This is a genomic window from Clostridium sp. LS (assembly GCF_002760435.1).
Classification (GTDB): domain Bacteria; phylum Bacillota; class Clostridia; order Clostridiales; family Clostridiaceae; genus Clostridium.
On record NZ_AUUU01000121.1, the window covers coordinates 1 to 19524 of the forward strand.

The following is a 19524-nucleotide window of genomic DNA, read 5'->3' on the forward strand; positions in this document are numbered from 1 at the left end:
AAGAAATTACGAAGCAATTTCAACCTTAATCATTAATTATTCACCATTCATTATTCATCACTAATAAAACGTGGTACAGCGATTTTTGTTCTATATGAATAAAAGAAATACCTGATGTTAGTATAAGTTATAACTGGTTTTCTAGGTTTCGTAATTGAAGAATCTATTGAAGATTAAAGTGAGAATAAGAATTATAACGGATGTTAATGCTATTGTACCTCCTGGAGCACTATTTATATAGTATGAGAGTACAAGTCCTATCATTACATCCAAAAATCCAAATATCATAGCAAAAATCAGGGTTTTAGCAAACCCTTTTTTTAATTGCATAGCTGTGGCTACAGGAACTACTATTATTGAAGAAACAACAAGAATCCCCATTACTTGAATTGAAATAGTAATTGTAGCTCCCACAAGCAATGTAAAGACATAATTCACTAACTTAATATTAATACCTGCTGTTTTTGCAGCATTCTCATCAAAAGTCACATATATTAATTTGTTATAAAGAAATATAAGAGCTATAAGGCAAATTCCGCCTACTATAGATATTAATAAGATATCAGAGCCTGTAACAGTTAGGATACTTCCAAATAAAAACGAATCTACTTTTGCAGATGCTTTACCACTGCTTATTAAAATAATTGCTATACCTAAGCTTAATGTCAAAACAATAGACATTACAAGTTCAGCGTATTTTTTATAATAAGTTCGTAAAAGTTCAATTATAAGTGCGCAGACACTAGTAAAGAGAAATGCAGTTAAAATTGGATTTGTACCAATTAACAAGCCTATAGCAACTCCAGCAAAAGAAGAGTGAGATAATGTATCACCAATCATTGAATAACGTCTAAGCACAATAAAAAGCCCTATAAAGGGACAAAGAATAGAGACAATAAATCCTGCAATAAATGCATTTTGCATAAAACCTAATTCGAACATAAGTTACTACCTTCCTAAATCAAAGTTTAAATCTTAAATTATGTTAGAAAACGAATCGTCAGCTTCTAAGCGCTTTTTAAAGTTTTCTTTTGTATATAATTTCATAGTACAATTTTCTATTTTTAAAATATGTGTTGAATATTTTAATGCAACATTTGTATTATGTTCAACAGAAATAATAGTTTTTCCCAGATCCTTATTTAAACTTTGGAGCAATGGATAAATCTCATTTTGACTTTTTTCATCTATTCCAGTTGAAGGTTCATCTAATATTATTAAGTCTGGATCTCCAATTAATGCTCTTGCAATAAAAATTCTTTGTTGTTGTCCACCTGAAAGATTCCCGATTAGGTTATTGCTAAATTCCAACATATTAACTTTTTTTAAAGAATCGTGAACACATTTTGAAGACTTTGCTCCAACTATCTTAGCATGGCAGGACAATACTTCTTTAACTGTTATTGGAAAATCAGAATTGAAATTATCCAGCCTTTGGGAAACGTAAGAAATTTTATTAGAATTTATATTTATTGAGCCGTTATCAGGCTTCAAAAGTCCGAGAATAAGTTTTACTAATGTACTTTTACAACTTCCATTCTCACCAAGAATAGATAGATAAACTCCTTTAGGAATATTAAGATTAATATTCTTTAGCAGGTCGGTTCCTTTTGTATATGAAAATGATAGATTATTTATGGTAATCAAATTATCAACTCCTTAAAACATTATTTTATTATACACTTTATTGCAAATCATTTGCAAGAGGAATGAAAAGTTTAATATTTATTCAGATTGAATTACATGAAGCTCTGTTATAGAATAAAATAGAGTATTAACCATTTTTAGTATCAAGGGAGATATAATAATGAAGATTTTAGAAGGAATAAAAAAATATTCACAAAGCGAAAGAATAGCGCTAAAATGCGATGGAAATTTTATGACATATGAAGAATTAGATAATATATCAGAGTGTATTGGCGCCTTTTTGCTAAAAGAATTGGGTAGTGATAGAACACCTATTATTATATATGGAAATAAAGAAAATTTAATGATGGCAGTTATGATGGCTGCTTTAAAGTCAGGAAGAGCATACATACCAATTGATATTAGTTATCCGAAGGAAAGAGTAGAGGCTATCATAAGTGAAGTTCATCCTAAAATACTTGTAGACTTTAGTGCAGAGAATAATTTTGAAAATGTACGTGTATTAACAGAAAAAGATATTAATGAAATAGAACAAGAATTCAAAGGCATTGAAGTTAGCAGAGCTAATTGGGTGAAAGAAGATGAAAATGCATATATTCTATTTACTTCAGGAAGTACAGGGAAGCCAAAAGGAGTGCAGATAAGCAGTAACAATCTAGATAATTTTGTTGAATGGATAGCAGAATATTTAAATTTAGATGAAAAAGAAGAAGTATTTATGAATCAAGCTGCGTATTCCTTTGATTTGTCAGTTACATCAATTTACCCAGGATTATGTTATGGAAAAACACTACATGGATATTCAAAGGATACTCTTTCAAACTTAAAAAACATGTTTAATGATATGAGTGAATCAGGTATTAATATCTGGGTGTCAACACCATCATTTGCAGGAATGTGCATTGTAGAAGAAAATTTTAATTCAAAAATGTTACCTAATTTAAAAGCAATGGTTTTTGTAGGTGAAGTACTTCCAAAACCATTATGCGAAGAGCTTTTAAATAGGTTTCCTGGAACAAGAATAATTAATGGCTATGGGCCTACAGAAGCTACGGTAGCAGTTAGTGCTAATGATATGAATAAGGAATTGTTACAAGAGGAAGGAAGTCTGCCTATTGGATATCCTATGAAGACGTCAATTATAAAAATTGTTGACGATGAAGGTAATACTTTAAAAGATGGAGAAAAAGGTGAGATTATAATTGTCGGCCCAAGTGTAAGCAAAGGATATTATAATAATGAAGAAATGACAGAGAAAGCATTTTTTTATGATGATTATAATGAAGTAAAGACAAGGGCATATAGAACTGGAGATTTAGGATATTATATTGATGGTAATCTGTATTACTGTGGAAGAAAAGATTTTCAAATAAAGCTTAATGGTTATAGAATTGAAATAGAGGATATAGAGAATAACTTAGTAAAGGTTAATAATGTTAAGAATGCAGCGGTAGTTCCAGTAAACAAGGATGGAAAAATTGCATATTTAACAGCATTTGTTGAGTTGAAAGAGGATAACGGACTAAGTGGATTAAAAAATGGAATAATGATAAAAAAAGAATTGGGAGAATTGATTCCTTCATATATGGTTCCTAGAAATATAAAGATAGTTACTCAATTTCCAACGAATGTAAACGGGAAAATTGATAGAAAAAAACTATTGGAAGAAGTATGAATAGGTTGAAAATAATATTCTGCGTATATGTATTAGTTACTAAAGTAAAAGTTTAGTTTTACTTATTTGATTGATACATATTTGTTGCTAAATACAGTAAAAGAGGTTAACATATTAAGTAGTGCAACCTATATAGATTATTGAAAACATGGCTTTAATTAGACAAGTTTTATATTAGTGTTTAGGTGCAAAAGTATTAATGAAGCATTCTTATTTTTAGGATAATTAATTAAATAAAAGGAGTAGGGTATATTATGAAAGAGAAAATATTAGAAATATTTATTGAAGTTATAGGAAACGATGAAATTGCAGAAGATTTAGATTTAGATCTTTTTGAAGCAGGGCTTTTAGATTCTTTGGCAATAATTGAAATATTACTTAAAATAGAAGAAAAGTTAGGCATAAAATTACAACCAACTGATCTAGAAAGAGAAGATATGGCAACAGTTAACAAACTAAGTGAATTTTTAGAAAATAGAAAATAGTATATTGTCAATTGTAAATTAAAGGGGGCAGTCCTTTGTTCTTGTACAAGAAATTATAGAATTTTTTGACGTTGAAAGCGAGTAATAGACTTACCTTGCAAAGTGACGTATGGTAAATTGATGAAATGATTAAGAGTAAATTTTATGATATTTCGTAAAAAATGATACACATAAGACTTATTTGTATAAATATAATAGTTAATGCCTCTGAAGACTTTGAATAAAAACCTTCAGAGGCATTTTGAATTTTGGATTAGGAGAGTATTAACACTAATTAATCTTAGATATTCGCTATTCCAATGTGAAAGAGGCTAGACTTGCAGTTCCATCACCCGTATATGTAAAATATAATGCCTGAATTCCATCTGGAATTTCTATATTAGCAGAATATTCCGTCCATATATTCGTAAAATCAACAGGTATTCTTCCAAGTGCTGCACAATTCCAGGCTGTTTTTACTTCAAAGGCACCGTTACAATATCCACGTACTTTAATTTTGACTTTCTTAATTCCCTTACAATCAAAATATTTAAAACCGGCTGTAGCAGAATCTTTCATATTAGAAATATAGCCGATTTCTTCATCTCCGTCCTTTCCGTCCTGTGTTATCTTAGGAAATGGATCGATTATCCACGTTCCAGTGAAATTTTTTTGTAATGATTCTTCATCAATGAAAAGATTGCATGCCAGATATGCCTGATATTCTCCTCTTCCGACCAGAGGTCCACCGTTTGAACCACAGGATGTCATCTCTACCTGAGGAATGGTACCGTCATCTAAAAATTCAATCTGTTCAATACAACCCTGGCGACTGAACCAGGATCCATTAGTATGCCTATGATAAAAAATATACCAATTGCCATTAATTTCAACAATGCTGCCATGATTATTAGTGCAATAATTCATAGGTTTTTCTGCTGGCTTGTAAGAATCAATATGAATATCATTATTACTCACAATAACTCCTTGGTACGTAAAACCTTTTGTTGGATTTTTACTGGTAGCATAACAAAGTTCATGCATAACAATTGAGGAATATATAAAATAATAGGTATCTCCTTTCTTCCTTATGGAAGATGCCTCAAAAAACTCATGACCTTCAAATCCACTGCCATTACTGTAAGGTTGGCTAGGTACTACCAATACTGGTTCTTCCAGAATAGTTAGCATATCGGGACCGATGATTGTTACAGTGGCACCTTTTCGTGATTTATCGCCAAATGCACAAAAGCCAGTATAAAGATAAGTGGTATTTCCTTCTGTAAGTACTCCAGGATCAAACTGATAAGGGTCACCTTCTCTTTCACCCAAACGTGTTCCATCAGAATAATGCACATAGCCATAGAATTCGTACTTACCAGCAGGGGTATCGCATACTGCAACTGATATAAGTGAAACTTTGTCAAGAGCATAGTACAAATAATATCTTCCATCTGGTCCAACAGTTACATCAGGTGCATAAAGGCACATTCTGTTGTCAGGATTAAGAGGATCATCTGATTTTTTGTAAATCACACCTTCATAACGCCAGTCACCAATATTATCAATGGGTGCTGAATAGCATACATAATCATTCAAACAAAATACATGCCCGTTAAAACGGTCATGAGAGCCATAAACATAAACTCTATTATTGAAAACATGAGGTTCACCATCAGGGATATACTCCCACGATGGGAGATAAGGATTTAGTCCTTGCTTTTTCATTATCATTGCTTTCACTCCTTTTACAAGCACTCTGATATAATGAGAGCTTATTTATAGAATATTATTTAATTCTCAATGGTTTTTATAATAAAATTATAAGATGCCTAACTGTTTGAAACAATGATATATACTAAGATATAATTGATATATTCTAATACTGAAGAATTATATAATCTATATAAATAACACTAAATACTTTGAATTCAAAGAGGAAACCAGGTAGTCACAATTAACTACCTGGTTTTAGTTTGTATATCAACAATTTAGTCTAGCAAAGCCTAACTTATAAACAATACTATTTGTCAAATTTCCAACAATCAAATTGGAAGCCTTCTCCTATGAAAAAATTTCCTTTAGCTAAATAATATATGTACCTATTCAGAAAATGAACTTGCAGCATGATTTCGGAATTCTCTTGGAGTGTGTCCTGTAACTTGTTTGAATTGCCTGCAGAAGTGCTCAACATTATTATATCCGCATAAAACTGCTACTTCAGTAATTGTATGATTACAATGAATCAGGTATTCCTTAGCAAGTTTGATTCGATTATTGATTACGTCATCCATACAAGATATACCAAAAGTATTTTTGTAGATTGTCTGTAGATAGCCTTGGCTTAAATGAAGGAAATCTGCCATGGTATGAACAGTCCAATTATTGCCAGGATTATTGTGAACTGCTGCACGAAGCTCTAAAAGATTATAATACTGAGGAGTAATGCTAGTATGTGAACAAGACTCTAAAAGTTTATTGAACAAAGTTCGTAATAAATAATCAATTGATGATTCTTTATAATCCTTATTAAATGAGTTTTCAGTAACCAACAATTGAAATAGTTTGTGGCAATATTCTGGATTATCTAAAGAAAAAGGAATGCCATGTGGAAGTGTTGTATCATTCACATAAGATTCAGTAGAATCAAAACGTATCCAATCATTTATGTATTTTTCAGTACAGGCGCGATAATATATTTTTTGATGTGGCTCATATAATACTGCACTATGAGATGGATATTCCTTGAGTTCGTCGTTAACCCAAAAAAGAGCAGGAGTTTGAGTGAGAATTAGAAGCCAGCAATCATGGCCTTGAGGGATATCAAAAATAAAATCATTTGTATGGGTAGAATCACATCCTACATAAAAAATATTTGTCATGGTAACACTCCTAATCTTTGGATATATCAATTATAGATTAGTATATATTATTGTTTCGAACAGGTCAATAATTTATAATTTTTATTGATACTACAGCGAAAATGATATGAATCTATATTAATTTACAAAATTCATATTGTTTATATTTAGTTTGAATTATCAATTAAGGGGGAAAAAATATATTATGATATCTAAAGTAAAAAAGGTTCAAACTATGTACTTTGTTACACAAGGATACCGTAGGAAATGATACAATAATAATGAGAGGTAGGACTGGAGGAAAAGGTAGAATATCTTTTAGAGCATCATTAAAGGCTGTAACCAAGGTGTAGAAATTAAGACTATTGGAGATAAATTAATAGTTTAAGAAATCCTCTAAGGAGGATTTCTACCTTAACCTTTTACTTATAACTTTCAACTAAATAGTATCGCAGCCACTTTAATTCATTGATAAATATTTTTCAAGATACCAGCTGTTATCTTGGTTTTTCTTAAAGCTGCCTTTAACGGTGGTTGTTTTATGGGGTGGGTTTTTAGCTAGGCCTGAAGCTTCTACTATGGCAGTTTCACCATCAAAGTAAATCAAAGACATTTTTTGAACTCTAAGAAGTTTATTATTGGATGAAAAACCAGTAGTGAAATTATGCTCTACAGAAAAGCCTAAATCTTTTGAATTACTTGATATATACATGCTGTAGACTATATGAAATGTAACTAAAATTATAAGTCCTAAAGATATTATTGAAAGTAACTCGTTTCTTTTTTTAGTTCTTGCTTTGACATGCCTTTCAAGACGTCGTTTTCTTTTATAAGTAAATGCTTCTCTTTCAAAAGTTTCTCTTTCAAGTAGTGAATTACTTAACATTATATTATGTCTCCTTTATTGATAGAATTATTAAAGAGTTTTTTGGAAAGATTATATAATATGCCAGAATATTTATATAAAAATAATCACAAGATGATATTACCATATATTTACATAAAGTAGAATTAAAATTCATAGACAAAGTAAAGGCAGAAATATTATTATTTGATTAAATTCTCTTTAAAAAGATGTTTATGGATATTTATTTACCAAGTTTTATTTGTATGGTTATAAAATGCCTTTTTTGATATAATTTTATGTGACAGAAGTAATAAATATTTGTTATGAATTAAAATCTCAATGATTAAACTTATTGAGAAGAAAATTACAGGATGGTGAAGCTATGGATTTTTCAAGTTTAGTATTAATAGAAAAAGACAAGGAAACAGGATTTATAAAAAAAGAGTTAGGAAGTTTTGAAGTAAATGAAGGTGCTCTATATGTAAGAAAATTATATGTATTGGATGAAACTGTATATATGTATTTTGATACAAATAAAAATGTAGAAGAATGGGAATACTCAGCTATATATGATTTATTTAATACTGAAGCATTTAGCGAGAAGGACTACGAGATAGAGGAAGATTTAGAGGAATATAATCCTACATATATAATAAAATTTAAATATGAAGAAGATTATGATGTAATGAAGGAAAAGATACAGGAAGCTGTATCAATAATAGAAAGAGAAATGAATATAGTATTTGAGGCAATACAAGGTAAAGAATCTGAATATCAAGAATAAGATTCAGTTAACAGTTAACAATGGAAAGTTAACAGTTGTGGAAAAAACTCTTCTTGAATTTCAAAAAGGTAAAGAGTGTATATAAAAATAAAGAAATTGCGAAGCAATTTCATCCATAACTGTTAATTGCCCACAGGGTACCCTAAAGGGCATAAATTGTTAACTGTTAACCGAAAGAAGGGTGTGTTAAGAGATGAGTGAATTAAGAAAAAGAGAAGAAATAGAAGATAAGTACAAATGGAAGGTAGACAAAATATATAATAGTATAGAGGACTGGGAAAAAGATTTTGAAGAGTTGAAAAAGGAAGCAATTCGATTAAAGGATTTCTCAGGAAAACTTACGAATGGAGAAAAAATATTAGAATATTTTAAGGTAAATGAAAAAATTTCTAGGAAAGCTGAAATATTATATATTTATGCTCACTTAAAATATGATGAGGATACTGCAAATTCTACTTATCAAAGTTTGATGAGCAAAATAGATATTTATATGGCGGAGTTTTCAAGCTACACAGCTTTCTTTGTACCAGAAATTTTAAGTTTAGATGATAAATTTATTCAAGAAGAGATAAACAGAATTGATGAATTAAAACCATTTAAATTTTTAATAGAAGATATATTAAAAGAAAAGCCACATATATTATCAAAAGAAATGGAGGAGTTATTAGCAGCAGCTTCTGACTGCTTGGATGCGCCTTCAGCAATTCACAGTATTTTGACAAACGCAGATATGACTTTTGGAAAAATAGAAGATGAAGATGGAAATGAAGTTGAATTAACAGAAGGAAATTATTCTTCATTTATAAGAAGCAAAAATGAAAATGTAAGAAAAGCTGCATTTGAAAGACTATTCGGAGAATATGAAAAACTAAAGAATACTTTAGCAACTTCCCTAACTGCATCAATAAAAACTTTTAATTTTGGCAGCAAAGTAAGAAAATATAATAGTGCCTTAGAAGCTTCATTGAAACCTAATAATATTCCGTTAGAAGTTTATAGAAACGCAGTAAAAGTAATAAATGATAATTTAAGTTGTCTTCATAGATATGTGCAAATTAAGAAAAAGTTATTAGGCTTAAATGAACTTCATATGTATGATTTATATGTTCCTGTTATTGAAATACCAAAAGAAAAAATAGAATTTAATGATGGTGTAAATATAGTGTTGGATGCATTAAAACCTCTAGGAGAAGAATATTTAAATATATTTAAAAGTGGGATAAATGACGGCTGGATAGATATATATGAAAACAAGGGTAAAAGAGGCGGGGCATATTCTTGGGGAGGATATGACACTATGCCTTATGTGCTATTAAATTATAATAATGAGTTAGGAGATGTATCAACTTTAGCTCATGAAATGGGGCACTCAATTCATTCATATTATTCAAGAAAAGAGCAGCCATATTATTATGCTAATTACACTTTATTCTGTGCCGAAGTTGCATCAACAACAAATGAATCGTTACTTATTCATTACTTAATTGAAAAAGAAACTGATAGAAAGAAAAAACTTTATTTAATTAATCAGGAATTAGAGCAAATTAGAACTACAGTATTTAGGCAGCTAATGTTTGCAGAATTTGAACTTTATACTCATGAAACTTTAGAACAGGGAATTCCGTTAACTGCTGAAGATTATAATAAGGCATGGCATGATTTAAATGTAAAATATTTTGGAGATGAAATTGTAATAGATAAGGAAATAGATGTTGAATGGTCACGAATTCCTCATTTCTATTCAGATTTTTATGTTTACCAATATGCTACAGGTTATGCAGCAGCATCAGCATTTGCAAAATCAATTCTAGAAGGAAAACAAGGCGCTGTAGAAAAATATAAAGGCTTCTTAAAAGCTGGGGGCAGTGACTATCCAATAAATATTTTGAAAAATGCAGGCGTAGACATGACAACAAATGCACCTATAGAAGCTACTATAAAGAGATTTAATGAACTTTTGGATATGATAGAAGAATAAAAAATTAGTTATAAGTTATAAGTGAGAAGTGAAAAGTTTAAGGATGAAATCCCTAAAGGGATTTCTAAAAAAATTATTTAAGAAAAGCCGAAGGCTTTTCCTCCTTAACTTATCACTTATATCTTATAACTTATAATTCATAAAGAATGGGTAGGAAAAATGAAGGACTTTAAAGAGCAATTTTATAAAGTTTTATTAAATAAAGAAAATTTTTATATGAAGCAATATTATAGTAATTTTCATAAAAAAGAAATATTTCTTGCAATAAAAGAGTTACAGGATGGAATATACTGTGTCCTAATTAGTGATGAAGAGAATGAAATTATTGATTATACAGAAGTAATACGATATATAAAAACTTTAAATAAAGCATTTTCATTAAATATGATAATTTTATCTAATAAAGAAGAATATACATATATAAATGATTTTCCAATGGCGCATAGATTAGTTATAAATAAAGAAAATTATAATACTATAACATGTGATAGAGCCTGCATACCTTTAAGGAATATCCTCGAAGGCAGTATCAGTATACGAGGGAATAAAGAAAAAGTGATTAATGTTAAAAAAAATTTTTTTCAGTACCAAGTTTTAACTTATATTTTAATTGGAATAAATGTAATTATATTCTTACTAACAGCTTTTTTGTCTTTTGATATTTATGATATTAATACTGGCATATTAATAGATTTTGGTGCTAAGGTAAATATTTTAATTAATCAAGGGCAAATTTGGAGATTGTTCACCTGTGCATTTTTACATTCTGGATTAATACATATAGCATGTAATATGTATTCCTTATATATAATAGGACCACAAATTCAACAAATTTTTGGAACTGTAAAATACCTGATCATTTATGCTTGTTCCTGCTTAACTGCATCGTTGCTAAGTTATTATATGAGTCCTAACAGCATATCTGTAGGAGCATCAGGTGCAATATTTGGTCTTATGGGTGCTTTATTAGCCTTTGCTATCATAGAAAGGAACAGGATACAAAAAAGATTCTTGTTTAGCATAATGCAAGTGATTTCTATAAATTTATTTATAGGTTTAAGTATAAAGAATATCGATAATTTTGCTCATATAGGAGGATTGATTGGAGGGGGATTAATAGGATATATTAGTTACAGAATACCTAAAAAGGTATTATAATTAATTGGAAAATATTAATTTTATCTTAAGAAAAATAGGGTTGATTTTTTATTTCTCTTGAAATATTATTAGATAGGTATAGTATGATAAGAAATAAATAAAATAATGAATGGGAATAAGTCTCATTAAATATTAGGAGTGAACGTAATGGGAGAATACATTTTAACCATAACAGCTTTTTTTCAAATTTTTGTTTTTGCAATAATATGTTACTACTTACTTTTATCGATTGTAGGTTTATTTAGGAGAAAAGAAACTAAAAACTATACTCCTAAAAATAAATTTGCATTGTTAATAGCAGCACATAATGAAGAAGTTGTAGTTGGCAGTCTTATAGAGAGTATGCTAAAACTGGATTATCCTAAGGAAATGTATGATGTTTTTGTAATTGCAGATAATTGTACAGATGATACAGCGAAAATAGCTAAAGGTTATGGCGTTAATGTTTGTGAAAGATTTTCAAAAGACAAAAGAGGTAAAGGTTATGCATTAGAGTGGATGTTTGCAAAATTATTTGCTATGGAAAAGCAATATGATGCTGTTGCAATATTTGATGCGGATAATCTTGTACATAAAGACTTTTTAAAAGAAATGAATTCTAAAATGCTAGAAGGATATAAGGTTGTGCAGGGATATATAGATAGTAAAAACCCTGAAGATTCTTGGATTGCAGCAAGTTATTCTATTGGTTTTTGGACTCAAAATAGAATGAACCAATTGGCTAAGGCAAATTTAGGATTAACTAGTCAAATTGGTGGAACAGGATTTGCGATAGAAACAAATACATTGAAGAAACTAGGCTGGGGTGCCACTTGTTTAACAGAAGATTTGGAGTTTACTTGCAAGCTTGTATTAAATGGAGAAAAAGTAGGTTGGGCTCACGATGCCATAATATATGATGAGAAACCACTAAAATTAAATCAGTCTTGGTCACAAAGAAAAAGATGGATGCAAGGTTTTACAGATGTTGCTTCAAGATACTTCTTTAAGTTAATAAAGAAAGCAATCATGGACAGAAAATTTTATGTTTTTGATTGTGCATTATATGTATTACAACCATTTGTAACTGTGTTAATTGGGATATCAACAGTATTAACATTGATACAATCGAACACTAGTGGGGTAAATATATTTATTATAAATTATTTATTTAGTGATTTTGGATTTAAAGCGTTTTGTATTATTCAATTCCTGCTTACACCATTAACGTTGTTAATAGATAGAAAAATTACAAGATCTTTTATGGCGATGATGATTCTATATTCAAGTAATATTTTTGTGGTTCCGTATTTAGCAACTAACACTACAAATTGGCTTATTGCATTAGGAATTAGTTTTGGGTATAACTTGGCATTCTTAGCATTAACTGGAGTGTTGTTAGGAAAGAAACAATTTGCTTTATTTTATAGATTTTGGTTATATGGTTTATATACAATAACATGGGTGCCAATTTCAATTCAAGGTATTTTGAATAAGAATAATAAAGAGTGGAGTCATACTAAGCATGTTAGAAAAATAGAAATATGTGATGTATAGAACTTATAAAATTTTATAAAATTGTTTTTTAGAGTGTGTTATTATTTTTGATAGTACACTCTTTATTAATGCAAAAAATTAATATTATTTAATATTTTGAATAAAATAACATTAACACAAGGAAACTCGACTCACGTTCGTTCGCTGAGTAAGTGATTCACACAAAATCAAAGATTTTGGTTCTCTACTTAAGTTTTTTTTGACATTGAACGATAAAGGAAGTATATTCTTATAGAGTAGAAGAATCAAGAACAAATAAGAACTGGTGTTCAAATGGAGGAATTTTATGGAATTGAAAAATACTAATGCTTATGATGTAACGGATTTAACATCCCTTGAAAAGTTGGAGCCTGTAAGAATAAGACCAGGTATGTATATAGGTTCTACAGGCAGCAAAGGCTTACATCATTGTATATGGGAAATAATTGATAACTCCATAGATGAAATAGCTAATGGATATGGAAATAAGGTTACTATTATTTTAAATGAAGATAAAAGTGTTACAGTGGTTGATAACGGAAGAGGTATTCCTACAGGAATACACCCAATTAAAAAGAAATCTGGAGTAGAAATGGTATTTACGGAGCTTCATACGGGAGGAAAGTTTGATAATAAGAATTATAAAACTTCTGGAGGTCTTCATGGTGTTGGAGCTGCTGTTGTAAATGCTTTATCAAAGTGGTTAGAAGTTGAAGTATATCAAAATGGAAATATATATAGACAAAGGTTCGAATATGCTTATGATAAAGAATTAAAAAGAGATATGCCAGGAACAGCTATTGAGAGCTTAAAGGTTATTGGAAAAACAGATAAGGTTGGAACTAAAATCACATTCAAGCCAGATGATGAAATATTCTCAACTACTGAATTTAAATTTGACATAATAGATAGCAGACTGCAAGAACTTGCATTCCAAAATAAAGGAATTACTTTGGAATTTATAGATAAAAGAAAAGGACAAGAAATTACAAAAGAGTATTATTCTGAGAATGGGTTATTGGATTTTATAAATTATTTGAATGAAAGTAAGACACCAATTCATGAGACACCGATAATATTTGATGGAGAAAGAACAGTTTCAAATATTCAAATGTATGGTGAAGTTTGTATTCAATTTACTGATTCAACAACTGAAACTATTGCAAGTTATGTAAATAATATTCCAACAACTGAAGCAGGAACGCATGAAACAGGTTTTAAAACAGGAATGACAAGAGCTTTTAAAGAGTGGGCTAAGAAGCTTGGATTAGTTAAGGAGAAAGATAAAGAATTCGAAGGTGACGATTTAAGGGAAGGTATGACAGCTATTGTAAGAATAAAGATCACAAATCCAGTCTTTGAAGGTCAGACTAAAACTAAGCTTGGGAATAATGAAGCCTATACAATGATGAATGATTTGGTTTTTACCAAATTTTCTGAGTGGATTGAAGATAATAAAACTTTGGCAATAAGTATAATAAATAATGCATTAGAAGCAGCAAAAAGAAGAGATAAAATTAAAAAAATAAATGAAGCGGAAAAGAAGAAAATCGGTAAGGGGACTGCGCCGCTTGCAGGTAAGGTTGCAGTTTGTACATTAAAAGATAAATCTGTCAATGAATTTATAGTTGTTGAGGGAGATTCGGCAGGAGGCTCTGCAAAGCAGGCTAGAGATAGAAGATTCCAAACTATAATGCCTTCAAAGGGAAAAATAATGAATACTGAAAAACAGAAGCTTGAAAATGTACTTGCATCAGAAGAATTAAAAATCTTTAATACTGCAATTGGTACTGGAACTTTAGATAACTATAAAGAAGAAGATTTGAAGTATGACAAGATAATAATAATGAGTGATGCTGATGTAGATGGGTATCACATTAGAACCCTATGGATGACTTATATTTATAGATATATGAGGCCATTAATTGCTAATGGACATTTATACTTAGCTCAACCGCCTTTATATAAGGTGTATAAAGAAACAAAAGGAAAAACTACAGCAAAATATGCGTATAGTGATGATGATTTAGAAAGTGTAAAGAAACAAATAGGTAAAGGTGCATTAATTCAAAGATATAAAGGTTTAGGGGAAATGAATCCAGACCAATTGTGGGATACAACATTAAATCCTGAAACAAGAACACTGCTTCAAGTTACAATAGATGACGCAGCAAAAGCTGAAAAAATGGTTTCATTGCTTATGGGTGACATTGTAGAACCGAGAAAGAATTATATGTATAAATATGGAGAATTTTAAAAGTGCGAAGCACTTTTGGATGAATAATGAATAGTGAACGATGAAAGATTAAGGAAAAAATTCCTTACGGAATTTTGATATTTAACAGTACCTTGTACCTAATAAATTTAAATTTTGCAAAGCAAAATCTCATTAATCATTAATCATTAATCATTCATAGATTTTGTTTCGCAAAATCTATAAGTTGTGAATTAAAAAGGAGTATATTATGGCAAAAAAGAATGATACCCTTATTCCAAGGGATAATAATATAATTGGCATTCCACTTGAAGAAGCAATGCCGGAAAATTATCTACCGTATGCTATAGAAGTTGCTAAAGATAGAGCACTTCCGGATGTTAGAGATGGACTTAAGCCTGTACACAGAAGAATCTTATATGGGTCGTATATGCTTAAGGCTTTTCCAGATAGACCCTACTACAAATCAGCAAGAATCGTTGGGGATATATTAGGTAAATTTCACCCTCATGGAGATTCATCAGTATATGAATCTATGGTAATTTTAGCTCAAGACTTTTCAACAAGAGAGCCGTTAATAGAAGGACATGGAAATTGGGGATCAATTGATGGAGATGGAGCCGCGGCTATGAGGTATACAGAAGCTAGGTTATCACCAATAGCTATGGAAATGCTTCGTGATATTGAAAAAGATACTGTAGAAATGATTCCTAATTACTCAGATAGTGAAATGGAACCTAAGGTTTTGCCAAGCAGATATCCAAATCTTTTGGTAAATGGTGCATTTGGTATAGCAGTTGGTTTAGCAACAAATATACCACCGCATAATCTAGAAGAAGTAACAAATGGAGTTTTGGCTTATATTGATAACAATGAAATTAGCACTTCAGAATTAATGGAATACATAAAAGGGCCAGATCTGCCTACAGGTGGAATTCTAATTGGAGAAAAATCAATTTTATCTGCATATGAAACTGGAGAAGGTAAGGTTGCATATAGAGCTAAAACTAATATTGAAAAATTAGAAAATGGACGAATAGGAATAGTAATAACTGAGTTCCCTTACAGGAGAAATAAATCTAAGATTCTTCAAACAATATCTGAAATGACTGGAGACAAAAGGCATGCAAAAGCTCTGGAGTCAATAACAGATATAAGAGATGAATCAGATAGAAATGGAATAAGAGCTGTAATTGAGTTAAAGAAAAATGCAGATGAAGATGTTGCAGATAAAGTACTAAAGTATTTATTTAAAAAGACTGATTTACAATGTAACATAAGTTTTAACATGGTAGCACTTGCAAATGGTAAGCCTGAAACGATGAGTTTAAAGGCCATAATTAAATACTATGTTGAACATCAAAAAGAAATCATAACTAGAAGAACTCAAAAGGAACTTGATGTAGCTAAAAAAAGACATCATATTGTTGAAGGGTTTATTAAAGCAATAAGCATATTAGATGAAGTAATTGCAACGATTAGGAGTTCAAAGTCAAAAAAAGATGCTTCAGATAACTTAATAAGTAAATTTGAGTTCTCAGAAGCACAAGCACAGGCAATATTAGAACTTATGTTATATAGATTGACAGGACTTGAAATAGAAATATTTGAAAAGGAATATGCACAGCTTGAAAAGCTTATTAAAAAGCTTGAAAAGATATTATCTAGTGAAAAAGAGCTTTTAAAAGTAGTAAAAACTGAATTAAAAGAAATAAGCGATAAATATGGAAATGAAAGAAGAACTAAAATAATCCATGATGATAGCGAAAGTAAGATTGATATTGAAGAATTAATAGTAGTTGAAGATGTTATGATTACAATATCGAAAGATGGATTTGTTAAGAGAATACCTCTTAAAAATTATAACAGGTCTAGCTCTAACCCAGAAGATATTGAATATAGAGAAGGGGATTCATTAAAATACCTTATAAGTTCAAACACAAAAGATACATTACTAATATTTACTGATAAAGGCTTTATGTATCAAACAAAAGGTATAAACATCCCAGAATTGAAGTGGAAAGAAAAAGGAGATAGATTAGATGAAATTATTAAAACACTAAATCTAGAAAATGAGAAAATAATTTCAGCTATATCTGTAGATAATTTTAATCCAAGTAAAGCATTTAGATTTATAACCAAGCATGGAGGAATTAAATTAAGTTCAGTAGATAAATTCCAAACTGCATACACTAAGCTTCAAGCTTTAAAGCTTAGAGATGAAGATGAATTAATAGATGTTTCCATAAGAAATTTAGAAGAAGAAAATAAATTTTTAAGAATTAAAAGTAAATTAGGATTAGAGTTTACTCTTGAAGTTAAAAATCTTGAAGATACGTCTAGAAATATTTTGCCGACCCAATTATTTAATTTCTCTGAGGAAGATGAAATAGAATACGTAGAAGACAGTGATGAGATAGAGTATTTTGAACTAAGCCTTGGTATAACAGATAAGAATAAACTTAAAGCTTATGAAAGAATTAAGGAAGATTCGTTAAAAGTAAAGACTAACTCACTAAGAGAATTATTAATGTTCAGCAATAAAGGTTATGTCTATAAAATTCCTGTTTTCTTAATGAAAAATATTTTAAATGGAGAAATGCCAGTGGAAGCATTCCTCGGAAAACTGGAAAAAGGAGAAAAAATAATAAGTTTAGTATCGATTGAATCTTATGATGATGAGTATGGAGTATATACATTTACCAAAAAGGGTATGGTTAAAAAGACTTCATTAACAGAATTTGATGGTGATTTCTTTAAGCAGGTATTCTACAAATTCAAATTCGAAGATGATGAGGTTGTATCTGTTGAGGTAAATAAGGCTAAATTTGGCCACTTAATTATGATAACTAAGAAAGGAATGGCAATAAAATTCCCGGTTGAAAATGTAAGTGCTATGGGTAAGATAGCTTCAGGAGTTACAGGAATAAGCTTAAGAGAAGAAGATGAAGTGATCTTTGGAAAGTATCATAGTAAATATACAAGCAATAATGAAAATAGTATAACTCTATCATCAGATAACACTGAAGTGGTATTAGTTTCAAAGGCAAAGGAAAAATCAATAATTAAAGTAGATGAAATTAAGCTTCAAAACAGAGCAGGCAGAGGTACAAATATAATGGTGATTGTCCTTGATGATGAAATAAAAGAAGTAACACTTAACTAGTTATAAGTTATAAGTTATAAGTTATAAGTTATGAATTGCTATTGGTATGAATAATTATTTTATTTTGGGATAGTATCTTAATAAATTGTTAGTTTATTAGGAGTTGAATATATGAAACAGAGTGTGGTGGCCGATAAAAGTTATAAATTTGCTAAGAATATTGTGGAGTTATATAAGCAATTAACTGAAATAAAGAAAGAATTTATTATGTCAAAACAATTATTGAAATCAGGAACGAGTATAGGCGCAAATATTAGAGAAGCGTTAAGAGGACAGTCAAAGAAAGACTTTTTAGCAAAGATGTATGTTTCTATAAAGGAAACAGATGAAACAAAATATCGGTTACAACTTTTGTATGATACTGGGTATATTGATGAAGTGAGTTACACATTGCTAGGTGATTGTGAAGAAATATCAAAGATACTAAATGCAATTATCAAAACAACTCAGTACAATATAAACCAATCAAATAAAATTACTACTTAAACTCATAACTTTTCACTCAAACTTTTCACTTATAACTTATAACTTTTCACTTGTAAGTGTTGGTGGTATAATGTAAATATAAATTGAGATATTATAGAATGAGGATGTTCTAAATGCTGTTTAGAATATCCTCTTTGTTTAAATGTAAGGAGGAAATGGTATGAAGAAAGTATGTGTTCTATTAGCAACAGGCTTTGAAGAAATTGAGGCATTAACTGTATCTGATATAATGCGAAGAGCAGATGTAGCTTGCGATTTAGTATCAATAACTGGAGAAAAAATGGTGGAATCAAGCCATGGCCTAGTGGTTCAAGCTGATAAAATTTTTGATGAAAATATGGAGTATGATTTAGTAGTAATTCCTGGGGGAATACCAGGGGCAACTAATTTAAGAGATGATGAAAGAGTAATAAAGTTTGTTAAAAAGCAAAATAAAGAAGGTAAGTTAATAGGAGCAATTTGTGCAGGACCAATAGTTCTTGGAAGAGCAGGAATTACGGAAGGTATAAATATAACATCTTACCCAGGATATGAAGATGAATTACCAAATTGTGAATATTTAGAAGAGGCTGTTGTAGTTGATAAAAATATTATAACCAGCAGAGGGCCAGCAACAGCAATGACTTTTGCATATAAACTATTAGAAGTTCTTGGATACCAGCAGAAAGTAGAAGGAATTTCATCTGGTATGTTATATAAAATGTTTAGTTAATTGATGATGAATAATG

The 19524-nt window shown here is 29.9% G+C and carries 15 protein-coding genes; 10 read left to right on the top strand and 5 right to left on the bottom strand.

Annotated elements, in window-relative coordinates; translation table 11 throughout:
- Positions 1-141: 141 nt before the first annotated feature.
- Both COL3_RS22340 and COL3_RS22345 read right to left on the bottom strand, forming a co-directional pair.
- Complete coding sequence (locus COL3_RS22340; RefSeq protein WP_008428455.1) at positions 142-942, bottom strand: metal ABC transporter permease; 801 nt, start codon at positions 940-942, stop codon at positions 142-144.
- Between the two features lie 33 nt (positions 943-975).
- A complete protein-coding gene (locus COL3_RS22345) occupies positions 976-1647 on the bottom strand; it encodes a metal ABC transporter ATP-binding protein (RefSeq protein ID WP_008428452.1) in 672 nt (223 codons plus the stop codon).
- 160 nt (positions 1648-1807) lie between these two features.
- Here COL3_RS22345 and dltA point away from each other — a divergent pair, with 160 nt between their 5' ends.
- The gene (gene dltA / locus COL3_RS22350; protein WP_008428449.1) at positions 1808-3322 is read left to right on the top strand and encodes a D-alanine--poly(phosphoribitol) ligase subunit DltA; all 1515 of its coding nucleotides are present in this window, start codon (positions 1808-1810) and stop codon (positions 3320-3322) included.
- A 254-nt stretch (positions 3323-3576) separates the two neighbouring features.
- Positions 3577-3807: a D-alanine--poly(phosphoribitol) ligase subunit DltC gene (dltC, locus tag COL3_RS22355; protein WP_008428447.1), complete on the top strand. Its 231-nt coding sequence runs from the start codon at positions 3577-3579 to the stop codon at positions 3805-3807.
- A gap of 291 nt (positions 3808-4098) precedes the next feature.
- Here the strand turns inward: dltC and COL3_RS22360 are convergent, their stop codons facing one another.
- From COL3_RS22360 to COL3_RS22370, 3 genes are all read right to left on the bottom strand, one after another.
- Positions 4099-5514 (bottom strand): family 43 glycosylhydrolase, encoded by a 1416-nt coding sequence (locus COL3_RS22360; protein WP_035284357.1) that lies wholly within the window; start codon positions 5512-5514, stop codon positions 4099-4101.
- A gap of 374 nt (positions 5515-5888) precedes the next feature.
- Positions 5889-6698 carry an AraC family transcriptional regulator gene (locus tag COL3_RS22365; RefSeq protein WP_242982170.1) on the bottom strand — a complete coding sequence of 270 codons (810 nt, stop codon included), beginning with the start codon at positions 6696-6698 and terminating at the stop codon, positions 5889-5891.
- Positions 6699-7107: 409 nt separating this feature from the next.
- Entirely contained in the window at positions 7108-7533 is a 426-nt protein-coding gene (locus tag COL3_RS22370; RefSeq protein WP_008428441.1) for a hypothetical protein, read from the bottom strand.
- A 343-nt stretch (positions 7534-7876) separates the two neighbouring features.
- Between COL3_RS22370 and COL3_RS22375 the strand changes: the two genes are divergently transcribed.
- The 8 genes from COL3_RS22375 to COL3_RS22410 all read left to right on the top strand — a co-directional run bounded on the left by COL3_RS22375 (position 7877) and on the right by COL3_RS22410 (position 19508).
- Positions 7877-8278 (top strand): DUF6762 family protein, encoded by a 402-nt coding sequence (locus COL3_RS22375; RefSeq protein WP_008428439.1) that lies wholly within the window; start codon positions 7877-7879, stop codon positions 8276-8278.
- A gap of 193 nt (positions 8279-8471) precedes the next feature.
- The gene (gene pepF, locus COL3_RS22380; protein WP_008428438.1) at positions 8472-10256 is read left to right on the top strand and encodes an oligoendopeptidase F; all 1785 of its coding nucleotides are present in this window, start codon (positions 8472-8474) and stop codon (positions 10254-10256) included.
- A 159-nt stretch (positions 10257-10415) separates the two neighbouring features.
- Positions 10416-11414, top strand: coding sequence for a rhomboid family intramembrane serine protease (locus COL3_RS22385; RefSeq protein ID WP_008428436.1), 999 nt, complete (start codon positions 10416-10418; stop codon positions 11412-11414).
- Between the two features lie 147 nt (positions 11415-11561).
- Positions 11562-12950: a glycosyltransferase family 2 protein gene (locus COL3_RS22390; RefSeq protein WP_008428434.1), complete on the top strand. Its 1389-nt coding sequence runs from the start codon at positions 11562-11564 to the stop codon at positions 12948-12950.
- Positions 12951-13236: 286 nt separating this feature from the next.
- A complete protein-coding gene (locus tag COL3_RS22395; RefSeq protein ID WP_008428432.1) occupies positions 13237-15186 on the top strand; it encodes a DNA topoisomerase IV subunit B in 1950 nt (649 codons plus the stop codon).
- Between the two features lie 208 nt (positions 15187-15394).
- Positions 15395-18310: a DNA topoisomerase IV subunit A gene (locus COL3_RS22400; RefSeq protein ID WP_008428430.1), complete on the top strand. Its 2916-nt coding sequence runs from the start codon at positions 15395-15397 to the stop codon at positions 18308-18310.
- A 111-nt stretch (positions 18311-18421) separates the two neighbouring features.
- Positions 18422-18796: a four helix bundle protein gene (locus tag COL3_RS22405; RefSeq protein WP_008428427.1), complete on the top strand. Its 375-nt coding sequence runs from the start codon at positions 18422-18424 to the stop codon at positions 18794-18796.
- A 160-nt stretch (positions 18797-18956) separates the two neighbouring features.
- Positions 18957-19508, top strand: coding sequence for a DJ-1 family glyoxalase III (locus COL3_RS22410; RefSeq protein ID WP_008428425.1), 552 nt, complete (start codon positions 18957-18959; stop codon positions 19506-19508).
- The last annotated feature ends 16 nt before the right edge of the window (positions 19509-19524 follow it).

Coding starts and splice junctions, on each gene's coding strand:
- COL3_RS22390 (WP_008428434.1), top strand. CDS start 11,562: ATGGGAGAATACATTTTAACCATAACAGCTTTTTTTCAAATTTTTGTT.
- COL3_RS22410 (WP_008428425.1), top strand. CDS start 18,957: ATGAAGAAAGTATGTGTTCTATTAGCAACAGGCTTTGAAGAAATTGAG.
- COL3_RS22375 (WP_008428439.1), top strand. CDS start 7,877: ATGGATTTTTCAAGTTTAGTATTAATAGAAAAAGACAAGGAAACAGGA.
- COL3_RS22385 (WP_008428436.1), top strand. CDS start 10,416: ATGAAGGACTTTAAAGAGCAATTTTATAAAGTTTTATTAAATAAAGAA.
- COL3_RS22400 (WP_008428430.1), top strand. CDS start 15,395: ATGGCAAAAAAGAATGATACCCTTATTCCAAGGGATAATAATATAATT.
- dltC (WP_008428447.1), top strand. CDS start 3,577: ATGAAAGAGAAAATATTAGAAATATTTATTGAAGTTATAGGAAACGAT.
- COL3_RS22340 (WP_008428455.1), bottom strand. CDS start 942: ATGTTCGAATTAGGTTTTATGCAAAATGCATTTATTGCAGGATTTATT.
- pepF (WP_008428438.1), top strand. CDS start 8,472: ATGAGTGAATTAAGAAAAAGAGAAGAAATAGAAGATAAGTACAAATGG.
- COL3_RS22405 (WP_008428427.1), top strand. CDS start 18,422: ATGAAACAGAGTGTGGTGGCCGATAAAAGTTATAAATTTGCTAAGAAT.
- COL3_RS22360 (WP_035284357.1), bottom strand. CDS start 5,514: ATGAAAAAGCAAGGACTAAATCCTTATCTCCCATCGTGGGAGTATATC.
- COL3_RS22370 (WP_008428441.1), bottom strand. CDS start 7,533: ATGTTAAGTAATTCACTACTTGAAAGAGAAACTTTTGAAAGAGAAGCA.
- COL3_RS22395 (WP_008428432.1), top strand. CDS start 13,237: ATGGAATTGAAAAATACTAATGCTTATGATGTAACGGATTTAACATCC.
- dltA (WP_008428449.1), top strand. CDS start 1,808: ATGAAGATTTTAGAAGGAATAAAAAAATATTCACAAAGCGAAAGAATA.